Origin of the sequence: Sphaerisporangium sp. NPDC005288 (assembly GCF_040607475.1) — a bacterium.
GTDB classification, from domain to species: Bacteria; Actinomycetota; Actinomycetes; order Streptosporangiales; family Streptosporangiaceae; genus Sphaerisporangium; species Sphaerisporangium rhizosphaerae.
Genome location: NZ_JBEXGT010000065.1, coordinates 22,749 through 42,245 on the forward strand (window position 1 = coordinate 22,749; position 19,497 = coordinate 42,245).

A 19,497-nucleotide genomic window follows, 5' to 3' on the forward strand; every position below is an offset into this window, starting at 1 on the left:
AGCGAGATGACAGGCACGGAAAACGGCAGGCCGCAGCAGAGCCTGGCCACCACGGCGGCACGCAACCTGGCCACGACCACCAAGTCGCAGCCACAGATGCAGAACATCACCTCCCGATGGCTGCTGCGCATGCTGCCCTGGGTCAACACGCCCGGCGGCGCCTACCGCGTCAACCGCCGCCTCACCTACGCCGTCGGCGACGGGCGGCTGAGCTTCACCAACCAGGGCAACGACGTGCGCGTCGTCCCGCCCGAGCTGCGCGAGCTTCCGCTGCTGCGCCACTTCGGCGACGACGGCGTGCTGGAGGCGCTGGCGAGCCGCTTCACCCAGCACCAGCACGAGCCCGGCAGCACCATCGCGCAGATCGGCGACCCGGCCGACCGGCTCATCCTCATCGCGCACGGCAAGGTCAACAAGATCGGCACGGGCGAGTACGGCGACCAGACCACCCTGGCCGTCCTGGCCGACGGCGAGTACTACGGCGACCGTTCCCTGTCCGCGGCCACCCCGGCCACGTGGGAGCACACGATCAAGGCGGTCACCCCGACCACCGTCCTCACCCTCTCCCGCCACGCGTTCCAGGAGCTGCTCGACCAGTCCCCGGCGCTGCGCGACCACGTGGAGGAGCACGAACGGCACCCTCGGCCCCCGCACAACAAGCACGGCGAGGCCGCCATCGACATCACCTCCGGCCACTCCGGCGAGCCGTCGCTGTCGACCACCTTCGTCGACTACGAGGCCAGCCCCCGCGAGTACGAGCTCAGCGTCGCGCAGACCATCCTGCGCATCCACACCCGCGTCGCCGACCTGTACAACCAGCCGATGAACCAGACGCACGAGCAGTTGCGCCTCACCATCGAGGCCCTGCGCGAGCGCCAGGAGCACGAGCTGATCAACAACCCCGAGTTCGGGCTGCTGCCCAACGCCGACCTGCGGCAGCGCGTCCAGACCCGCACCGGCCCGCCCACCCCCGACGACCTCGACGAGTTGCTGTGCCGGCGCCGCAAGTCGCACTTCTTCCTGGCCCACCCGCAGACGATCGCGGCGTTCGGCAGGGAGTGCAGCCGCCGCGGCCTGTACCCCGACACCGTGCAGCTGTTCGACCACGCCGTGCCGGCCTGGCGGGGCGTCCCGCTGCTGCCCTGCAACAAGATCCCGATCACCAAGACCCGCACCAGCTCGATCCTGGTGCTGCGCACCGGCGAGGACGACCAGGGCGTCATCGGCCTGCACCAGACCGGCCTGCCCGACGAGTACGAGCCGAGCCTGTCGGTGCGTTTCATGGGCATCGACGAGCAGGCCATCATCTCCTACCTGGTCAGCGCCTACTACTCCGCCGCGGTCCTGGTGCCGGACGCACTGGGCGTGCTCGAACACGTCGAGATCGGTCACTGAAACCGCGGTCGGACACGCCGTTCGGGGAACAAACCAACGGGCGGCCGACCACCGCCCGGGACACTGACAGACCGGCGACCGACCACCGTCGGGGTCACTGACGGACCGGCGGCCGGCGCACCACCCGGGGAACGAACCGGGTGACGCCAGGGCCGTGCGAACGACCCCGGCCGCGCCCGGCGGTCGTCGCACGTCCCGCGCGCCCACCGGCCGGGCGCCGGGACGCCCCGAGGGCCGGTGAAAGGGCGTGACGCGCATGGCCGGCACGATGAGCGAGCGGGAAGGAGCCGTGCTCATGGCGAAGACGGTGACCACCGGGCGGCCGCCCCGGGAGGTGCTCGCGTGGAGCCGCGAGCTGACCGGGCCGCCGCTGCGGTCCGCGGTGGAGTCGCTGCCGCCCTCCATGCGGCGCATCGCCGCCTACCACTTCGGCTGGCTGGACGAGCAGGGCCGTCCCGCGTCGGGCAACGCGGGCAAGGCCGTGCGACCCGCGCTGGTCCTGCTGGCCGCCGAGGCGGCCGGGGGCTCGGCGGCCGCGGCCGTGCCCGCGGCGGTGGCGGTGGAGCTGGTGCACAACTTCTCGCTCCTGCACGACGACGTCATGGACGGCGACGCGACCCGGCGCCACCGTCCGACCGCCTGGAGCGTGTTCGGGGTCAGCGGGGCGATCCTCGCCGGGGACGCCCTGCTGACGCTCGCGTTCGAGGTGCTGCGGGCCGGCGGCGGCCCGGTCGCCGACGAGGCGACGCGGGTCCTCGGCGCGGCGGTGCTCGACCTGGTGGAGGGCCAGAGCGCCGACACCTCCTTCGAGACCCGCGACGAGGTCACTCTGGCCGAGTGCGTGAGCATGGCCGAGGGGAAGACCGCGGCCCTGCTCGCCGCCTCCTGCGCCCTCGGCGCCCTGTCCGGCGACGGCGGTCCCGAGGTCATCGAGGCCCTGCGCGCGTTCGGCTCGCGTCTCGGGCTCGCCTTCCAGATGGTCGACGACCTGCTCGGCATCTGGGGCGACCCGTCGGTGACCGGCAAACCGGTCTTCTCCGACCTGCGCAACCGCAAGAAGTCCCTCCCCGTCGTCGCCGCCCTCACCTCCGCCACCCCACCCGCCGCCGAACTGGCCGCCTTCTACCGCCGCCCCCAACCCGCCACCCCACCCGGACGGCCATCCGCCTCAGCCGGACCCGAGCACACCTCAGCCGCACCGGGGCTCACCCCTGCGGGACCGGCGCCCACCTCGGCCGCCCAGGGGTTCACTCCACCCGAATCAGAGATCACTCCGCCCGGGCCGGCGATCGCTCCAGCCGGGTCGTGGACCACTCCGGCCGGCCGACCGCCCGCCTCGTCCGTTCTCGCCCCCGCCGAACAGGCGCCCGGGACGCCCGAACTGGCGCGCATGGCCTCGCTCATCGAGGCCGCCGGCGGCCGCGCCTGGACGCAGGCCCGGGCGGACGACCTGCTGGCCGAGGCGCTCGCCCACCTCGCCTCCGTCGACCCCGCCCCCCGCCCCGCCGCCGAACTCCACGCCCTGGCCCACCTCCTCGCCAAGCGCGACCACTGACCCACCGGCCTGCCCGCTCCATGTCCGAGCCGGCGGCGAGGCACGGTCTCGGCGAGACGCGTGTATCAATTCCTCCGCCTCCACCCCCTGGAGGCGGAGGAATTGATACACGCCGCAACCGGGTCGGCCTCTGTCACCAGGGAAGACATGCGCGGCCGGGTCTGGACGGCCGAAGGTGGTGGTGGCGGTCGGGGAGGATGGCGGGATGGCTCACATCGCTCTGTTCCATTCCGTTTACGGGCTGCGCGACGTCGAACGCGCCGCCGCCGACCGCTTCCGCGCCGCCGGGCACGAGGTCGTCACGCCCGACCTGTACGCAGGTGAGAGCGCGACGACGATCGACCACGGGTTCGTCCTGCAGAAACGGATCGGCTGGGAGGTCATCGTCGAACGGGCTCGCGACGCGGTACGGAAGATGCCCGCCGGCACGGTCCTCGCCGGCGTCTCGATGGGCGCCGGGGTCATCGGCGACCTGCTGGCGGATCGGCGCGACACGGCGGGCGTGCTGCTCGTGCACGGCATAGCCGAGATCCCCGCCTCGGCTCGGGCCGGCCTGCCCGTGCAACTGCACGTCGCCGACCCGGACGCGTTCGCGCCTCCCGCCGCCGTCGCCGCATGGGAAAGTGCCGCGACGGACGCCGGCTCCGTCGTACAGGTCTTCACCTATCCGGGAGTCGGGCACTTCTACACCGACGCGACTCTGCGCGAACACGACGAAGAAGCCACCGCCCTCACCTGGCACCGAAGCATGGACTTCCTCCGCCACCTCTGAACCGCCGATGGGGGAACGCCGGCGCCGAGGCGGGAGGAGAGGACGAATGGACCATCGGATGCGCTCGATGTGAAGCCGACCCGGCTCTGCGCTGTAGCCGGGTGGCTCTCCTCGTACGCCGACAGACCATGTCAGGGATCCGGTCTGGGGCCACGGGGGACATCGAGGTGCGGTCGAGTGGGATATTGCGGTCCTCTGGCCTGATGCGGACACGGGACGGTTGGCGATTGCCGGGGCGACGTGCCCGGCTTACGCTGCACAAGCCACCCCTTCCGCTGAGCACCGCGCCTATTCGGCGTGCTCGCACCAGGTTCAGCGTTCCTCTCCCGAAAGAGGCCCACCATGTTTCCCGCTCAACCGTCCCCCGACAGCGGCATGCGCGAGGACCGTTCCAAGACGAACTCCGATCCCGGCGCGGTGGCGCCGACCGCCTTCCCGTTGCTGCTGACGCGCCTGGAGGACCACGTCAAGGAGGCCGGGATCACCCAGAACGCGGTGTGTGACGGCGCGGTCCGAAGCTATCTCGCGGCGATCCAGGACCCGGGGATCGACACCCTCGCCATGCCCGCGCTGGGCGTCCTGAGCAATCACATCGACGCGGCGATGCACGCGTGCTCGCTGATGGCCCCCGGGGCCTCGGTCTCGTCCTACGCGTCCATGGTCACCTCCAAGGCGACCAACACCTACGCGTCGGCCACCAACGTCGCCGCCGACGAGCACCTGGTCGCGCAGGTGGGCCTGGCGGTTCGCGCGCGCTTCGACCCGTACGTGGTCGCCTGTGAGCGGCAGCTGTACCTCAACCACGCGGACGTCCCCGCCGACCTGAAGGCCCTCATCCAGAACCACGCCGGCGGCTCGGTCAAGGACCCCCTGGTGGAGGCCGCCGAGCAGATCCTGCAGGCGGCGCACACGCCCGCCGATCCCACCAACGCCGAGAAGGCCGCGCTGGTCCAGGCCCTGGAGGCCCTCCCGGTGGTCCAGGCCATGTACAACGGCAAGCTCGCCATCGGCTCCGGCGCCCAGAGCGGCACCCTGCCCAACATCGTGGTCACCACCGCCTGCAAGGCCCAGAAGCACTTCGGCAAGTACGCCGACCAGTTCTTCAAGAACGCGCCGACCGGCATGGTGATCTATGCCGCACTCGTGCAGCCGTCGCGCAGGCCACCCGCGCAGCATGTGTCGAACATCGAGGTCACCGAGGACACCGTCGAGCCCGGCCGGTTCTGGCTCGGCACCCGCGTGACGCAGTACCGGGCGAACGCCGCGCGCGTGGGCAACAAGGTGCGCCTGTCGGTGATGGACGACGTCTCCACGGTCGTGCACGAGATCGGGCACCAGGTCGAGTTCTACCTTCCCGCGGTCGAATGGATGCGCCTGCACCAGATCATCAGAATGCGCATGGTGGGCGCTCAGCTCGTCAACATCTATCCCAAGTCAGAGAAGGCCGAACCGGCCTTCGACGTCAGCGCCATGCCGGCGTTCGAGGCGTACTACACCAACCCGGATGCGCAGAGAAGCGGCAAGTACTACCCGGCCAAGCTGTACGTCTCCGGCGACACCGAACTGCTGTCCATGACCGTGCAGTTCTTCAGCCAGCCCAACACCGCCACCCTCATGATCCAGCGCGACCCGGTGCTCGCGGCGACCGTCCTGCGCGCCATCCGCCCGGACGACTTCGTCAACTTCCCCGCCAACCTGCTGGCCCTCCTCCCCACCTGAGCGCTCTCCCCCACGAACGCCCCAGCCTGCGAGACGGCGAGACGACCAGCAGCCAGGGGCGCCAAGAGAGAAGGTGGGCCGCCGCAGCCCATGACCGCCAATCGGCTGATCGAACCCTTCGACGGCGGAGACGACGCCGATCTCGTCACACTCGCAGAACGGTGACCTGGCGGCCGGACGGCGTGGTCGCCCCGCTCGAATGCGCCTCGTTCGCTCCACGGCGGGGCTTCGGTGCGCCGGTCGAAGATCACCAGCGCGCCGGTGGTGAGGGTGAGGCGGTCCAGGTACCGGTCGAGTTGCGCGAGGCCGTCGGGCATCGGGTCGTTCCCGCCCGCTCGCCAGACCTTCAGCTCCATGGCCTCGCGCTGCGTGAGCCGTTCGCCTTCTGGGCCGGTGTAAGGCCAGCGGACCAGCACGTCCAGGCGTTTGGTGCCGGCGGCGTACTCCCGGTCGAGCCGGCCTCCGCCGTTGACCAGCCGGTGCAGGAAGGCCATGAGGATGATCTGGCAGGCGGCCTCGTGGTAGCCCTCCTGCCGGACGAGCACCTCGCCGTGCTCGCGCCAGAACACGACGAACTCCCGCAACAGGCGCGGCAGGTCGAACCGGCCGTCCGACAGCACAAAGCTGCGCGGATCGGCCATCACGTACTGTTCCGACGGGTTGCCGAGCACCCTCAGGATGACCTCCCGGTAGATCGGGTTCGCCACCTGCAGCGGGGGTTGCTCCTTGACCAGGCCCAGGTCGCGGACATAGGACAGGTCGTCGGAGAAGGTGAGGTCGACGTCGGGGAAGTCCCCGGCCAGGATGGGCTCGATCACCCGCTTTACTCTGGGCTCCCGCAACCGGGCGACCAGCGCGTCCAGATGAGTGGCGCGCTTGCGGATCAGCCGCTCCTCGGCGTCCTCTATCTGCCCGACGGTGATGGTGGGAGTCATCCCTACCTGGAGGATGGTTTCGAAGGCCAGGGCGTTGACCAACCATGGTTGTCCTTGTGTGAGTTCGAAGACGCGCTCTATCGCGTCCTTGGTGAACTCCTGGCCGGTCGCCTGGGTGTGCTGGTCGTACAGTTCGGCGATCTGGTCGGCGCTGAAGTCGCTGAGACGCAGTGACTCGGCGACGATGTTGAACGGGCCGGCCGGGTTGGAGCGGCCGGGTTCGCCGCCCGAGGCGACCTTGTAGTCACGCAGGTCCCGCAACCCGCACAGCACCACGGAAGCGGGGAACGGGTAGCTCTCATGCCGCGCGTTGTGACCGGCGCGGAGCTGGCTGAGGATGCTGACCATGCCATTTCCCTGCAGGGCGTCGATCTCGTCGAAGAACAGCACCACCCGGCGCGGGCAGCGGCGGCACCACTCGCTCAGCGCCGTACGGACCCGGGTACCAGGGGGCGACTGCGGCCACTCATCGGGTGGCATCAGCTCATCGGGCCATCCCGACCGCTCGGCGGCCTCACGGATGGAATCCAGCAGAATCGATTCCGCTACCGCGAAGTCGTCACCGGCCACCTTGGTCTCTTCACAGGAGAACATCAGGGCGGCGGTGTCGCCTTCGGCGGTCAGCTCGGAGGCCAGGGTGCCTAGCGTGGTGGTCTTCCCGGTCTGCCGGGGCGCGTGCAGCACGAAGTACCGGTCCATCTCGACGAGCACCCGCGCCTGCGGAAGCCGCTGCGCGGGGGGCAACATGTAGTGGTGCAGAGGACCGCACGGGCCGGTGGCGTTGAAGTACCTCGCTCGGGGTGGCCGCATGGTCACAGTCTGCCATTCCCCGGCGCTCGCGTCCTGCCGCCGGAACCATGCAGATGCGCCGTTCTCACGCCCGCCTATCGGAGTCAGCACATCATCGGGACCGGGCGCCCAGTGCTGCGGGCTGTGCCGCGTGAGCGGCAGGACCGGCCGTCGGTCACCGAGTTCCGGGCGCTGCCGGCAAGCGCCCCGGCCGGAGGTCCGGGGGGCAGTGAGCTCTGATCCAACCAGCATCGTCATTCAGCGGGTGAGGGTGGCGATGATGCGGTCGAGGGTGGCGAGGTCGGCGGGGTCGAGGGCGAGGATGGCGGGCGGGGGCTCGTCCAGGATGCCCTCGGCGCGGGCGGCGGCCTTCTCGCCTTCGGGGGTGACGGTCACGATCTTCTGCCGGCGGTCGTCGGGGTGGACGTCGCGCACCACCAGGCCGCGGCGGACCAGGTCGTCCACGACCAGGGTGGTGTAGGGCGCGTCTATGGAGAGCTCGGTGGCGAGCCGGCGCATGGTCATCGGTGACCCCGCGAGGTGGCGCAGGGCCTTGACGCGGATGAAGCTCATGTCCAGGGCCGCGGTGACCTCCTTGCGGCGGTCGTACCGGTCGAGGATGAGCGTGCGCATGCCGTGCCAGGCTCGGGCGGCCATCTGGGGGTCGTGGCTCATGACGTGACGGGAATCCTCGTGTCCTCGACGGAGAGGTGCGCCGCGGTCCGCTCCGCGGTGCCCTTCGCCCATCTGCCCGTGGTGATGATACCCAGAGCGAGCACGACAGTCCCGTACGCGACGGTGATCCACCAGCCGGCCCGCCCGGCGGAGGCGAAGCCGTCGCGGAGCGATCCGGACAGGCCGGTGGCGAGCACCGAGCCGGCGATGGCGACGCCCAGCGACTGGCCGACCTGGCGGCTGGTCGAGGCGACGGCCGCGGCGACCCCGGCCTGCGAGATCGGCATGCCCGAGACGGCGGTGTTGGTGATCGGGGCGTTGACGATGCCGGAGCCCAGGCCGAAGACGGTGTAGGCGGCCAGGATCCAGAGCAAGGGCGTGTCGGCGCTCAGCCGGGTGAGCATGAGCCCGCTCACGGTGAAGGCGACACCGGCGATGACCAGGGACGGCCGGGGCCCGCGCTCGCCGACCAGCCGTCCGGACAGCGGGCCGCAGAGCAGGGTCATCGCGGCGATCGGCAGCGTGCACAGGCCCGCGTGGAACGGGGACAGGTGACGGACGTCCTGCAGGTACAGGGTGTTGAGGAACAGGAATCCGCCGAAGGCGGCGAACGCGCTCATCGCGATGACCGAGGCGCCGGAGAAGGGGACGCTGCGGAAGAAGCGCAGGTCGATGAGGGGTTCGCGGCGGCGCGGCTCGTAGATGAGCAGGCCGGCGAGCCCGGCGACCGCGAGGAGGGAGAACCCGATGATGAGCGGCGACCCCCAGCCGTGCCCCGGCGCCTCGATGATCGCGTAGGTGAGCGCGGCCAGTGTCACGATGACCAGCACCTGCCCGACGGGGTCGATGCGGCGGGCGCGCGAGGCCCGCGACTCGGGGACGAAGACGGCGGTGAGCACCAGGGCGGCCGCGGCGACCGGCACGTTGATCCAGAAGATGGCGCGCCAGCCGATCGAGTCGATGAGCGCGCCGCCGACGACCGGGCCGAGGCCGATGCTGATGCCGACCACGCCTCCCCACACGCCGATGGCGCGGGCGCGTTCGCGGGGGTCGGTGAAGATGTTGGTGACGATCGACATGGCGACGGGGTTGAGCATCGAGCCACCGATGGCCTGCACGACGCGGAAGGCCACCAGCCAGCCGAGGCTCGGCGCGAGCCCGCACAGCAGGGAGCCGAGCGCGAAGACCACCAGGCCGGTCTGGAACGTGCGCCGCCGTCCGACGCGGTCGCCGGTCGAGCCGGCCAGCAGCAGGAGGCTGGCCAGCACAAGGGTGTAGGCGTCGATGGTCCACTGCATGCCCGAGACGGGCGCGTGCAGGTCGCGCTCGATCGCCGGGAGGGCGACGTTCACGATGGTGTTGTCGAGCCCGACGATGAACAGGCTCATGCAGCAGATGACCAGGATGAGCATTCGCCTGCGGCGGCTGAGCTCCGGCACGACGCCTCCATACTTGTAGGCCTACAATGGTTTTAATAGTACAACCAATGCCGCGATAGCCGGATTTATGCCCATGAGCTGCGGATACATGGCGAACGCCGGGGAAGGACGACTTCGTGGGGGCGTGCGACGGCCGGTCTCCTGAGCCGGACTCCGTTCACGGACGTCCGCCGGGGACCGCGCAGCGCGTTCGGGCCGGGCTCCGCCGTCGCCGCGCTCTGGGGGACAGCGGCCTGCCGCGACTCGCCGCGGCCGATCTCGTCCGGCCGCGACGATGGCGCGGTCACGTGGCTGTCCCCCACCCGTCCCCGATCGCGCCTCGGGTGAGGTCCGGAGCAGCGTCCAACGGTGAAGGTCGGTTATCGTGCGTCGCGTATCCGGAGGATGTACGCCGCGGTGAGCGCGACGGCACGATCTTCGTCCTGTGACAGGTCCGCGAGGGCTCGTGAGGCGGTGATTCCCGGGATCTCCGCGAGCGCCTGGGTCACCCGTAGACGGGCGGACGCTTCGACGGTGCCGAGGGCGAGACGACCGACGAGCCTGGCGGCGATCTCCTCCGCCGAAGCCGGACGACTCGCCAGCGCGCTCAGCGTGTCGGCCGCGTCGACGTCGTTCACGCCCTCGACGACCATATCGACGAGCGTCGGAACCGCGTCGGCCACGCCACGTGTCCCCAGGGCCAGCGCCGCGTACCTGCGGACCACGACGTCGGGGCTCGCGAGCGCGTCGCGCAGCAGCGTGGTCGCTCCGCCGTCCGGGATCTCGGCGATCGACCGGACGGCACGGACGCGCACCTCGGCCACGGGTGAGCCGAGGCCCTGTGCCAGCGGCGCCAGCGCGTCATCGCCCGACTGCGCCAGAGCCCATCGAAGGGCTCCGGCGACGTTCGGGTCCGCCTCGCTCAGCGCCGCCTCGACCAGCGCTTCCACCGGCACCGGGACCTCACCGGCCGAGGACAGGGCCGCGCGCTGGCGCCTGCCGGCGCTCGTGGCCCCCAGGTCCCGCAGGAGTGCGACGATCTGCAGGACGTCCTCCCAGCCCGCGGGGTCCGCCGCGCCGATCCGGCGGAGCCGGGTGAGCAGCTCCGTCTCGGCCGCGATGCGTTCCTGCGTCTGGCGGATGAGGTCGTCGACGAGCTCCGAGGGCGTGAAGTCACGGTCATCCAGCGCGCGCCCGATCTCACGCAGCGACAGCCCCAGCGACCGCAGGCTCTCGATATGGAAGATCCGCCGGATGTCCTCGCCGGAGTACTCGCGATAGCCGGCCCGGGTACGGCCCGTCGGCCGCACCAGGCCGAGCGCGTCGTAGTGCCTGAGCATGCGGGCGCTGACCCCGGACCGCCGGGCCACATCACCGATCAACACTGCCCATCACTCCTCCTTGCCGGAGCCGCCGAGGGCGACGACGCGCTTCGCCTCCTCGATCGCGAACTCGAATCCGGCATCCGGATCGCGTGACAGCCGCTCCGTGGCGATCGCGTGCTGACGCACACGGGGGTCGGGATGCGTCATGGCGGCGCGCAGGGCCGGCGTGATCACACTATCGAGCGCGACCAGCGCCCGGCTGAGGCTCAACTGTGTCGCACGTTCGCCGCGTCCGAGCTGTGTGGCCAGCACTCCGGCCAGCTCGGACCGCTCACCTTCGGGCACGAGCACGACCGCCGCCCGCCAGGCGCTCCGCGCCACCTCGTCGTCGGCGTCGGTCAGCAGCGCCCTGGTGATCGCCGGCCACGCCCGCCGATCGCCGATCTTGGACAGCGTGTGCAACGCCTGGCTTCGTGCCTGCGCGCGCTCCGAGCGGAGCTCGTCGATGAGCCTGGGAACCGTCATCGCCGCCGCGTGGCGGGTGAGCGCCCACGTGAGCATGTCGCGTACGTAGAATTCCGGCTCTACCGCGCACCGTTCGACGAGCGCGTCGACGAACCGCGGGTCGGGGCTCGTGCCCACCGCCAGCGCCGCCCGCAGCCGCACTGACGGGTCGCCGTTCTCCAGCCCCTGGATGGCTCGGATCGTCTCGGTGTCCTGGTCCGGCATGGTCATCGGGACCACCTCCTCGGCCACAGTGAAGACCTTGTCACCGTGTCAAGGTCAAGCGGCATTACGCCGTGAGATCGCCAGGAGAGGTCAGGCCCCGCGCCCGCCCCAGGCGCGGTGGCACAGCGGTGGACACAGCGGTGGACACAGCGGTGGACACAGCGGTGGACACAAAAGAGCGTGGTCCCGCTCCGGAAGGACCCCTGTCCGGAGCGGGACCACGCTGGGTGGTGGTGGCGGGCCTCGCCATGGCCGTGTCAGCCGGGGCGAGGTCCGCAGTCTTCGGTTGTCAGTTGATGGGCGGGTAGGCGTTGGCGAGGAGCTGGCGGAACTGCGCCGAGAACCACGCACCGGCGATCGGGGAGTCCGCCAGGGCGCCGGTCGGGTTGTTGCCGTTGCGCTCGTTACCGCCGTAGGTCGGGTCGCACATCCGGTCGAAGCCCTTGCCCTCGTTGTTGTCGATCGCCTTGCTGGAGCCGTCGGACTCACCCGGAGGCTTGATCCAGACGTAGGCGTCGATACCGGTGGCGGGAGCCGCCTTGGGCCGCTCGCCGATGCCGGCGCCGCTCTGGTTGCACCAGTTGCCGGCGTGGACGCGACGGTCGACCTTGGAGGCGTTCACGAAGGTGTCGACGTTGGTCGAGGTGCTGGGCCCGGAGGGCCGAGCCGAGCCGCCCCAGCCGTTGCGCGAGGTGTCGATCAGCATTCCGATGCCGGAGTTGAACCCCTGGGAGACCAGCTCCTGGCGGAACGCCTGCGCGTAGGTCAGCTCGTCGACGTAGAAGTTCCAGTCGACCCACTTGGACTGACGCACCGACTGGCCGCCCACCGTGGTGTTGATGGTGAAGTACGGCTCGGTCAGGGCCGAGTAGTTGGCGGTGTTGGTGATGAAGCCGTCGACGCTGGCGAAGCCGGCGGTGGTGCCGCGCACGGTGTCGGCGAACAGCTGGGCGGAGGGACGGAAGTTGCTGTCCCAGCCGAGCCAGCCGTGGTGCCCGGCGTCGATGTAGGTGTAGACGTTCTTGATGGCGTGCAGCTTGTTCAGCGCGTACTGAATACCCTGGACGTAGGCGCCGCTGGACTTGGCCTCGGCGCACGCCGCGATGCTGGTGTTGGTGACCAGGTTCGGCAGCGAGTCGATCTCGATGACCGTCACGATGCGCAGGTTCGAGTACTTCGAGTTGCTCAGGATCGCGGCGATCGGGTCGATGAACTCGCTCTTGTAGCGGCTCAGGCCGTTCTCCGAGACCTTGAGCTCACCGTTGGAGGCCAGCGCCGAGCAGTCACGGTTGGGCAGGTCGTAGACGACGAACTGGATCGTCAGCGGGGTGCTGCCGTTCGCGGCGTCCTGCTGGACGGCCGCGTCGAGGTGCGCCGCCACACCCTTGACGGTGGAGCTGCCCTCGATGGCGGCGATGCGGTCCAGCCACACGCCGGTCGAGAGGTTGGCGACGGCGGAGCCGCCCGGCTCGGCCGCGGCCTTGGAGGACCAGTCGGAGTTCACGTAACCGGTCGCACCCGAGTACGGGTTGTCGACGTGCGTCGGGGTGGTGCCACCGTCGTTGTCGGACTCGGTGGCGGTCACCGACACCGAGGACAGCCCGGAGGAGGCCACGCTGAAGGAACGCGAGCCGCTGGTGGTGTCACTGTCCTCGGCGGCCGCCAGGGTGACGTTCTGCGCGGTGTTCCAGTTCGACGTGGTGAAGGTCAGGCTGGAACCGCTGCTGATGGTGAGGTCGGAGTCGCCGCTGCCGGCGGTCGAGGTCACCGTCACGCTGGAGCTGGGCTGCCGCGCCAGGCGCACGCCGTAGGTGGCGGTGCTGCCCTCGGGGACGGTCACCGACGTCGGGCTGACCACCAGCGACTGGACGCCCGGAGTCGGGGTCGGAGTCGGAGTCGGGGTGGGGGTCGGCGTGGGAGTCGGAGTCGGGGTGGGCGTCGGCGTGGGGGTCGGCGTCGGCTGAGGGCCGCCGTTGCACGTCGTGCCGTTGATGGCGAAGCTCGTCGGGTTGCTGTTGCTGCCGCTGAAGCTGCCGTTGAACCCGAGCGTCCACGAGGCGCCGCTGGCCTGGCTGCCGTTGTAGGACTCGTTACGCGCGGTCACGTTGGCGCCCGACTGCGACCACTGGGCGCTCCACCCGTTGGTCACCCGCTGGTTGCCGGGGAAGGTGAACGTCAGCGTCCAGTTGGACAGCGCGTCGCCGAGGTTCTTGATGACGAGGTTGCCACCGAACCCGCCACCGCCCTCCCACGACTTGGTATACGTGACATCACAGGCGACCGCGGCGTGGGCCGTGGTCGGGGCCGCGGCGAGCCCGATGCCGGTGAGCACTAGCGCTGTCACCGCCGTCAAGCCTCGTCGCCAGGATCTCTGGTGGGGTCCCATTGTCTGTTTGTCTCCCTCATGAAACTGATGGGGTTCGCCGCCTTCTTGAGACGGCCAAGCAGCACCCAGCTCGACATCGCCTGTGGGAGCGCTCCCATCGTCGGAGTGTTTCGAGAGGATGTACAGCAGATTGCGCACCGCCCCCGCAAGGCCTCGACCGCCGATGTCCCGCGTGGCCCACCGGACCCGCGATGGCCTTGGCAAACGCGGGTCACAGCACAGTGGATCACCGGGCAGCCCGATGAAACATTCATCTGGAACCGCGTTCTGGGCGCTTTCGCGCCGGTCACGGACCGGTGGTCCGGCGCTCGCCGCGCCCACCGCCGTCCCACGCTCCGCTGAAAGCAATTGAAACCCGTCGTTTAACCAGCTTCCGCCGGTGCAGGAACCGGGGACGGAACCCCACGTCACAGGAGGCGGAATGTCGGACAGGCCCAGCATGTCGCTGTCGGGCATCGTGCTCGACGCCCCCGACGCCCAGGAACTGGCGGCGTTCTACCGCCGGCTCCTGGGCTGGACGGTGTCGCAGGACGAGCCGGACTGGGTGAAGCTCGCCGCCCCGGACGGCGGACCGGGCCTGTCGTTCCAGACCGAGACCGCGTACACCCGGCCGACCTGGCCCGCCGGCCCCGGCGACCAGCGGATGATGGTCCACCTCGACATCAAGGTGGAGGACCTGGAGGTCGCCGGCGCGCACGCCACGGCTTCGGGCGCGGTCCTGGCCGACTTCCAGCCACAGGACGACGTCCGCGTCTACCTCGACCCGGCCGGCCACCCCTTCTGCCTGTTCACCACCGAGTAGCCGGCGACGTCCGTCGTTGACCGCCCTCTGACCAGGCCGCTGACCGCCCGGGTCGTACGCGACGTCGCAAGCCGATCGCCCTTCCGCCGATCCGGGTTGTTCACGCGCGGTTCAGCCGCTCTTGCCAATCTGCCTGACGTAGCCGGAGCAAGATCTCTCCGGCGGGATGGAAGGGCAAGAAATGGGCCACGGGCACGACCACCCTCACGAGCACTCGCACGCTCACCCCCACGACCACTCCCACGGCGCCGAGCACGCCGGCCAGGGCGACCTCGCACCGGTCGTGGACCTGTCGGTTCCCGACGCCGAGCTCTCCCCCGGCGAACTCTCGCGCCGCCAGATGTTCCGCCGCGCGGGCCTGCTGGGCGCGGGCCTGACCGCCGCCGGCGTGCTGGGCACGCAGGGCGCCGCGGCCGCCGCCACGCAGCGCACCCGCACGAGCACCGAGCCCCGTGACGGCTACCTGTGGCTGGCCGGCGACCACCACATCCACACACAGCACAGCAGCGACGGCATGTACAAGGTGAGCGACCAGGTCAGGCACGGCAACGCCTACGGCCTGGACTGGATGGTCATCACCGACCACGGCAGCGTCGCGCACGCCAAGATCGGCGTGGACAAGGTCAACCCGGACATCGTCGCCACGCGCAAGGCCGTCAAGGACACCCTGGTCTTCCAGGGGCTCGAGTGGAACATCCCGGCCGCCGAGCACGGCACCGTCTTCGTGGCGCCGGGCCGCAACGAGGTCGCCACGCTGAAGGAGTTCGAGAATTCCTTCGACGGCTCGGTCAAGGGCGCGACCGCCGGCACCCCGCAGAACGAGGCGCTGGCCATCGCGGGCCTGAACTTCCTGGCCGACGCCGTGCGCCGGCGCCGCGTCGAGGACGCGCTGTTCCTCGCCAACCACCCCGCGCGCAAGGGCCTGGACGCCCCGCACGAGATCCGCGGCTGGCGGGACGCGCAGCCGTCCATCGCCGTCGGCATGGAGGGCGCGCCCGGCCACCAGGCCGCGGGCATCGCCAAGCCCAACGGCGCCGGCAGCGGGCGCGGCTTCTACGACAACAGCCCGAGCGCCGACTCCTTCGCCGCCTACCCGCCCGAGAGCTACAAGACCTTCGGCGGGTTCGACTGGATGACCGCCACCGTCGGCGGCCTGTGGGACAGCCTCCTGGCCGAGGGCAAGAGCTGGTGGATCACCGCCAACTCCGACTCCCACACGGTGTACCTCGACACCAGCGACCGCGGGCCGGGCGGGAACTTGGACACCGACGGCCGGTACAACGACCCGATCTACAAGGGCGTGCCGAACACCTCCAACGGCGACTTCTGGCCGGGCTACTACAGCAAGACCCACGTCGGGTCGCGCGAGTTCTCCTACACCGCCGTCATGGACGGCATCCGCCAGGGCCGTGTCTGGGTGGACCACGGCGGCCTGATCACCGCCCTGGTCGTCCGCGCCCGCCAGACGGGCACCGGCCAGCGCGGGGTGACGCTAGGCGACACCCTGCACGTCCGCAAGAGCGCCAAGGTGGAGATCGCCATCGAGATCACCCTGGCGAACCAGCCCAACTGGGCGCAGTTCATCCCGGCCCTGGCTCGCGTGGACGTCATCCAGGGCGAGGTGACCGGCCCGGTGTCCGACAAGGACGTCTTCACCACCCCGGCGACCAAGGTCGTGAAGTCCTTCGAGGTGAAGAAGAACACCGGCACGGTCACCTTCACCTACCAGGTCGGCGCCGTCGACCGGCCGGTGTACGTGCGCCTGCGCGGCACCGACGGCAACCGCGGCGCCGTGGGCCTGCTGGGCGCGTCGGTGGACCCGGCCGGCCCGGCGATCGACGTCTTCGGCGACGCCGACCCGTGGAAGGACCTGTGGTTCTACAGCAACCCGATCTGGATCGCGCCGCGCGGATGATCCTCGGCCTGGACGCGGGCTCGCGGACGGTCGCGGAGGCCGAGCACCTTCTCCACGAGATGGCGGAGTCGCTCGGCCTCCCGGCCGGGACCGTGGGCTGCACGCACTTCGTCCGCACCACGGGCCTGGCACACGTGGCCTGCTCCCTGTCCGTCCCCACCGCGACGGGGAGGGACGCGGACACGGCCTCGGCCGGCGGCGCGGGCACGGCTCCGGCAGGCGGTACGCGGACCGATTCGGCCGACGGCGCGGGCGCGGCCCCGGCAGGCGTCGTCGACCTCGGCGCGTTGCCGGCCCATCTGGGGGCGGCGCTCGGCGACGCCCGCACCGGGCCCGGCGACCTCGCGGAGGGCGCCGCGCTCGCGGCGGCCGCGCACGCCGCGGGGTCCAGCGGCCGTCTGGTGCTGTTCCCAGGCAGGGACGCGCTCACCGGCACCCTGACCACGGCCGAGGTGCTCGCCCGTTCGGCGGTCGAGCGGGTCGTGGTGCTCGGCCGGACCGAGGACCCCGCGCCGGACGCGCCCTTGGCCACCAACGACTTCGTCCGGCCGCAGTGGCGCGACGGGCGGATCGTCCTGCTCGCCATGCCGGCGGCGGGCGGGATGCTCATGCCGGCCGAGGTACCGAACCCCACCCCGTGCTGCGCCGACCACGGCTGACCGCCTGAGGCGGGGCCGCGGACCGACAGCGGCCCCGAGCTTCGGGCGGGACGGCCCGCGCGTCTGGCACGACTGTCCGCGCCGCAGGCACGACGGCCCGCGTCACAGGCGCGGCGGCCGCGCCACAGGCTGTGACGGCCCGCGCGTCAGGCGCGGACCGTCGCGGTCTCGGCGAGGAGCCGGTCCCAGTCGGCGAGGAAGCGGTCCAGCCCGTAGCGGGCGCAGGCGGCGGCCCGGGCCGCCTTGCCCGCCTGGGCCGCCGCCGCCGGGTCGGCGGTGAACGACCGCAGGGCGGCGGTCAGCGTCGCGAGCCGGGTCGAGATCACCCCGGCCTCCGGCGGCACGGCCTCGACGGCCTCGGTGGTCGCGAGCGCGACCACCGGCATGCCCAGCATCATGGCCTCGATCAGCGACAGGCCCAGTGACGTCCACCGGTAGGGGTGCAGGTAGACGCGGCGCCGGGCCAGCTCGGCGTGCATCTCGCGCTGCGGCAGGTCCTCGAAGACGCCGTACGGCAGGCCGGTGACCTTCATGCCGAACACGTCCAGCGGCGCGGCGGCGGCGAACGCCGGCAGCAGGTCGGTCCCGGCGACCCGGGTGCGGCGCACCGGCTCGTTGACCACGACGCCGGCCCGGGCGAGCTCGCCGGTGTAGCGGTGGCCGGGGTCGACGACGCCGTGCTCGATGACCCGGGTGGGCGCCCGCCCCGCGTCCCAGAACAGCTCGTTGAAGTGCGTGACGTGCACCAGCGGGATGTCGTCTCGGCCGGCCAGCGGATGGCGGGTGGCCGGGACGTCCCCGGCAGGGGTGTTGTGCTCGACGTAGACGGCGGGCACGTCCCGGCCGGGACGGCGGCCGAGCCAGCGCTCGGCCAGGTCCAGCTCGTGCGGCCGCTGGAGCACGACCACGTCGACGTCCTCCTCGCGCAGGCGGTCCCACGGGACCTCGCGGACGGAGGCGGGCCAGGTGTAGGTGCGCGCCCTTCCGCGCCCGTCGGGGCCACGGTCGGCGGTGAGCGGCACCATGTAGTCGTGGCCGCCCTGGACGAACGCGGTCGTCCAGGACCCGTGCACATGCCACACCAGCACCCTCATGGCCTCGCCTCTCTCATGTCATCACCCGCTCGACGGCGTCGGCGAGGTCGCGGGCGACCTCCGGGGCGGCGTCGACCTCGGCGGGAAGGGTCACCGGGGTCGGGACCAGGATGCCCCTGGCCCCGGCCGCGCGGGCGGCCTCCATGTCACGGCCGATGTCGCCGATGACCACGCAGTCGGCCGGGGCGACGCCGAGGGCCCGCGCGGCCCGCAGGACCAGGCCGGGCATGGGCTTGCGGCAGGCGCACCCGTCGCCGTCGTCGTGCGGGCACACCGCCCAGACCCCGAACGGGCCGAGCAGCTCCTCGACGCGGGCGTTGACCCTGCGCAGGGCGGCGGCGTCGAACAGGCCCTTGGCCACGCCGGCCTGGTTGGTGACCACGCCGAGGGGCATTCCGGCCCCGCGCAGCCGGTCGAGGGCGGCCCGTGCGCCGGGCATGGGGCTGACCAGCCGCGGGTCGGCGTTGTAGGGGACGTCGTGGATGAGCGTGCCGTCGCGGTCGAACAGGACCGCGCGTGGACGGGGGTGGATCGGCACGGGGAGACCTCCAGCCTGCCGGATGCCCATTTTCGAATGGGACAAACGACTACTTTGGGTGACGACACGCAGCGTGCTCCTTCCTTATTGCCCGTTATGCCGCTGCTTACTGTTTGGGGAGCGCTTCTCTCGGTAGTCATCCCCCGCCGATGGAGGGAGAAGCGATGAGGTTCCTCGGCATCAACGCGATCTTCCACGACCCTGCCGCCGCGCTCGTGGTCGACGGGCGCGTGGTGGCGGCCTCGGAGGAGGAACGGTTCAGCCGCCGCAAACATGGCAAGCGTCCCGTGCCCTTCTCGGCCTGGGAGCTCCCCGAGCAGGCCGCCGCGTGGTGCCTGAGCCAGGCGGGGCTGCGCCCCGAGGACCTGGACGCGGTCGCCTACTCCTACGACCCCGCGCTCGTGCGCCCCGGCGGCCCCGGTCAGGACCAGCGCTGGGAGGACCTGCGGACCTCGTACGCCCGCCGCGCCCCGTCGTTCCTGTCCACCTACCTGCCGGGACTGGATCCCGACCAGGTCGCCTACGTGCCGCACCACATCGCGCACGCCGCCTCGGCCGGGCTGGCCGCGCCCTATCGTGATTCGGCGGTGCTGGTGTGCGACGGGCGGGGTGAGGCGGTGTCGCACCTGGCCGGCCACTACCGCGACGGCGAACTGACCGTGCTCGCCACCCAGGAGCTGCCGCATTCGCTCGGGTTGATGTACGAGGAGGTCACCGAGCATCTGGGGTTCCTGCGCTCCAGTGATGAGTACAAGGTGATGGCGCTGGCCTCCTACGGCGAGCCGCGTCAT

The 19,497-nt window shown here is 71.1% G+C and carries 14 protein-coding genes and 1 pseudogene; 7 read left to right on the forward strand and 8 right to left on the reverse strand.

Annotation, left to right across the window (positions count from 1 at the left end; all coding sequences use genetic code 11):
- Nucleotides 1-6: 6 nt before the first annotated feature.
- The 3 genes and pseudogenes from ABZU32_RS37880 to ABZU32_RS37890 all read left to right on the forward strand — a co-directional run bounded on the left by ABZU32_RS37880 (nt 7) and on the right by ABZU32_RS37890 (nt 3,722).
- Complete coding sequence (locus ABZU32_RS37880) at nt 7-1,395, forward strand: family 2B encapsulin nanocompartment shell protein (protein WP_354930859.1); 1,389 nt, start codon at nt 7-9, stop codon at nt 1,393-1,395.
- Between the two features lie 295 nt (nt 1,396-1,690).
- Nucleotides 1,691-2,521: pseudogene (locus ABZU32_RS37885) on the forward strand (polyprenyl synthetase family protein); the annotation flags it as partial.
- 634 nt (nt 2,522-3,155) lie between these two features.
- Nucleotides 3,156-3,722 carry a dienelactone hydrolase family protein gene (locus ABZU32_RS37890; RefSeq protein ID WP_354930821.1) on the forward strand — a complete coding sequence of 189 codons (567 nt, stop codon included), beginning with the start codon at nt 3,156-3,158 and terminating at the stop codon, nt 3,720-3,722.
- Between the two features lie 1,526 nt (nt 3,723-5,248).
- Here the strand turns inward: ABZU32_RS37890 and ABZU32_RS37895 are convergent.
- The 6 genes from ABZU32_RS37895 to ABZU32_RS37920 form a co-directional block, all read right to left on the reverse strand.
- Nucleotides 5,249-7,186 carry an AAA family ATPase gene (locus tag ABZU32_RS37895; protein WP_354930824.1) on the reverse strand — a complete coding sequence of 646 codons (1,938 nt, stop codon included), beginning with the start codon at nt 7,184-7,186 and terminating at the stop codon, nt 5,249-5,251.
- 237 nt (nt 7,187-7,423) lie between these two features.
- Nucleotides 7,424-7,840, reverse strand: a complete 417-nt coding sequence (locus ABZU32_RS37900) for a MarR family transcriptional regulator (protein WP_354930827.1) — start codon at nt 7,838-7,840, stop codon at nt 7,424-7,426.
- Nucleotides 7,837-9,279, reverse strand: coding sequence for an MFS transporter (locus ABZU32_RS37905; protein ID WP_354930830.1), 1,443 nt, complete (start codon nt 9,277-9,279; stop codon nt 7,837-7,839). Before ABZU32_RS37905 ends, ABZU32_RS37900 begins: the two co-directional genes overlap by 4 nt.
- 359 nt (nt 9,280-9,638) lie before the next feature.
- Nucleotides 9,639-10,643 carry a MerR family transcriptional regulator gene (locus ABZU32_RS37910; RefSeq protein WP_354930833.1) on the reverse strand — a complete coding sequence of 335 codons (1,005 nt, stop codon included), beginning with the start codon at nt 10,641-10,643 and terminating at the stop codon, nt 9,639-9,641.
- A gap of 6 nt (nt 10,644-10,649) precedes the next feature.
- The gene (locus ABZU32_RS37915; protein WP_354930836.1) at nt 10,650-11,318 is read right to left on the reverse strand and encodes a HEAT repeat domain-containing protein; all 669 of its coding nucleotides are present in this window, start codon (nt 11,316-11,318) and stop codon (nt 10,650-10,652) included.
- Between the two features lie 283 nt (nt 11,319-11,601).
- Nucleotides 11,602-13,656, reverse strand: coding sequence for a glycoside hydrolase family 6 protein (locus ABZU32_RS37920; protein WP_354930839.1), 2,055 nt, complete (start codon nt 13,654-13,656; stop codon nt 11,602-11,604).
- A gap of 463 nt (nt 13,657-14,119) precedes the next feature.
- Between ABZU32_RS37920 and ABZU32_RS37925 the strand changes: the two genes are divergently transcribed.
- The 3 genes from ABZU32_RS37925 to ABZU32_RS37935 all read left to right on the forward strand — a co-directional run bounded on the left by ABZU32_RS37925 (nt 14,120) and on the right by ABZU32_RS37935 (nt 17,074).
- Nucleotides 14,120-14,500, forward strand: a complete 381-nt coding sequence (locus ABZU32_RS37925; protein ID WP_354930841.1) for a VOC family protein — start codon at nt 14,120-14,122, stop codon at nt 14,498-14,500.
- A gap of 166 nt (nt 14,501-14,666) precedes the next feature.
- On the forward strand, nt 14,667-16,415 hold the full coding sequence (locus ABZU32_RS37930) for a histidinol-phosphatase (protein ID WP_354930844.1): 1,749 nt from the start codon (nt 14,667-14,669) through the stop codon (nt 16,413-16,415).
- Nucleotides 16,373-17,074 (forward strand): hypothetical protein, encoded by a 702-nt coding sequence (locus ABZU32_RS37935; RefSeq protein WP_354930847.1) that lies wholly within the window; start codon nt 16,373-16,375, stop codon nt 17,072-17,074. Before ABZU32_RS37930 ends, ABZU32_RS37935 begins: the two co-directional genes overlap by 43 nt.
- Before the next feature lie 146 nt (nt 17,075-17,220).
- On the opposite strand, the gene ABZU32_RS37940 is transcribed toward ABZU32_RS37935, so the two are convergent.
- Nucleotides 17,221-18,168 (reverse strand): glycosyltransferase, encoded by a 948-nt coding sequence (locus ABZU32_RS37940; RefSeq protein WP_354930850.1) that lies wholly within the window; start codon nt 18,166-18,168, stop codon nt 17,221-17,223.
- 13 nt (nt 18,169-18,181) lie between these two features.
- Nucleotides 18,182-18,706 (reverse strand): HAD family hydrolase, encoded by a 525-nt coding sequence (locus tag ABZU32_RS37945; RefSeq protein ID WP_354930853.1) that lies wholly within the window; start codon nt 18,704-18,706, stop codon nt 18,182-18,184.
- A gap of 164 nt (nt 18,707-18,870) precedes the next feature.
- Between ABZU32_RS37945 and ABZU32_RS37950 the strand changes: the two genes are divergently transcribed.
- Nucleotides 18,871-19,497, forward strand: a 627-nt coding sequence (locus tag ABZU32_RS37950) for a carbamoyltransferase N-terminal domain-containing protein (RefSeq protein ID WP_354930856.1), incomplete at its 3' end; no start/stop codon positions are given.

Bases quoted from the DNA above. Each gene is read 5' to 3' on its own strand.
- ABZU32_RS37880 (WP_354930859.1), top strand. From the start codon at position 7: ATGACAGGCACGGAAAACGGCAGGCCGCAGCAGAGCCTGGCCACCACG.
- ABZU32_RS37890 (WP_354930821.1), top strand. From the start codon at position 3,156: ATGGCTCACATCGCTCTGTTCCATTCCGTTTACGGGCTGCGCGACGTC.
- ABZU32_RS37895 (WP_354930824.1), bottom strand. From the start codon at position 7,186: ATGCGGCCACCCCGAGCGAGGTACTTCAACGCCACCGGCCCGTGCGGT.
- ABZU32_RS37900 (WP_354930827.1), bottom strand. From the start codon at position 7,840: ATGAGCCACGACCCCCAGATGGCCGCCCGAGCCTGGCACGGCATGCGC.
- ABZU32_RS37915 (WP_354930836.1), bottom strand. From the start codon at position 11,318: ATGACCATGCCGGACCAGGACACCGAGACGATCCGAGCCATCCAGGGG.
- ABZU32_RS37925 (WP_354930841.1), top strand. From the start codon at position 14,120: ATGTCGGACAGGCCCAGCATGTCGCTGTCGGGCATCGTGCTCGACGCC.
- ABZU32_RS37930 (WP_354930844.1), top strand. From the start codon at position 14,667: ATGGAAGGGCAAGAAATGGGCCACGGGCACGACCACCCTCACGAGCAC.
- ABZU32_RS37940 (WP_354930850.1), bottom strand. From the start codon at position 18,168: ATGAGGGTGCTGGTGTGGCATGTGCACGGGTCCTGGACGACCGCGTTC.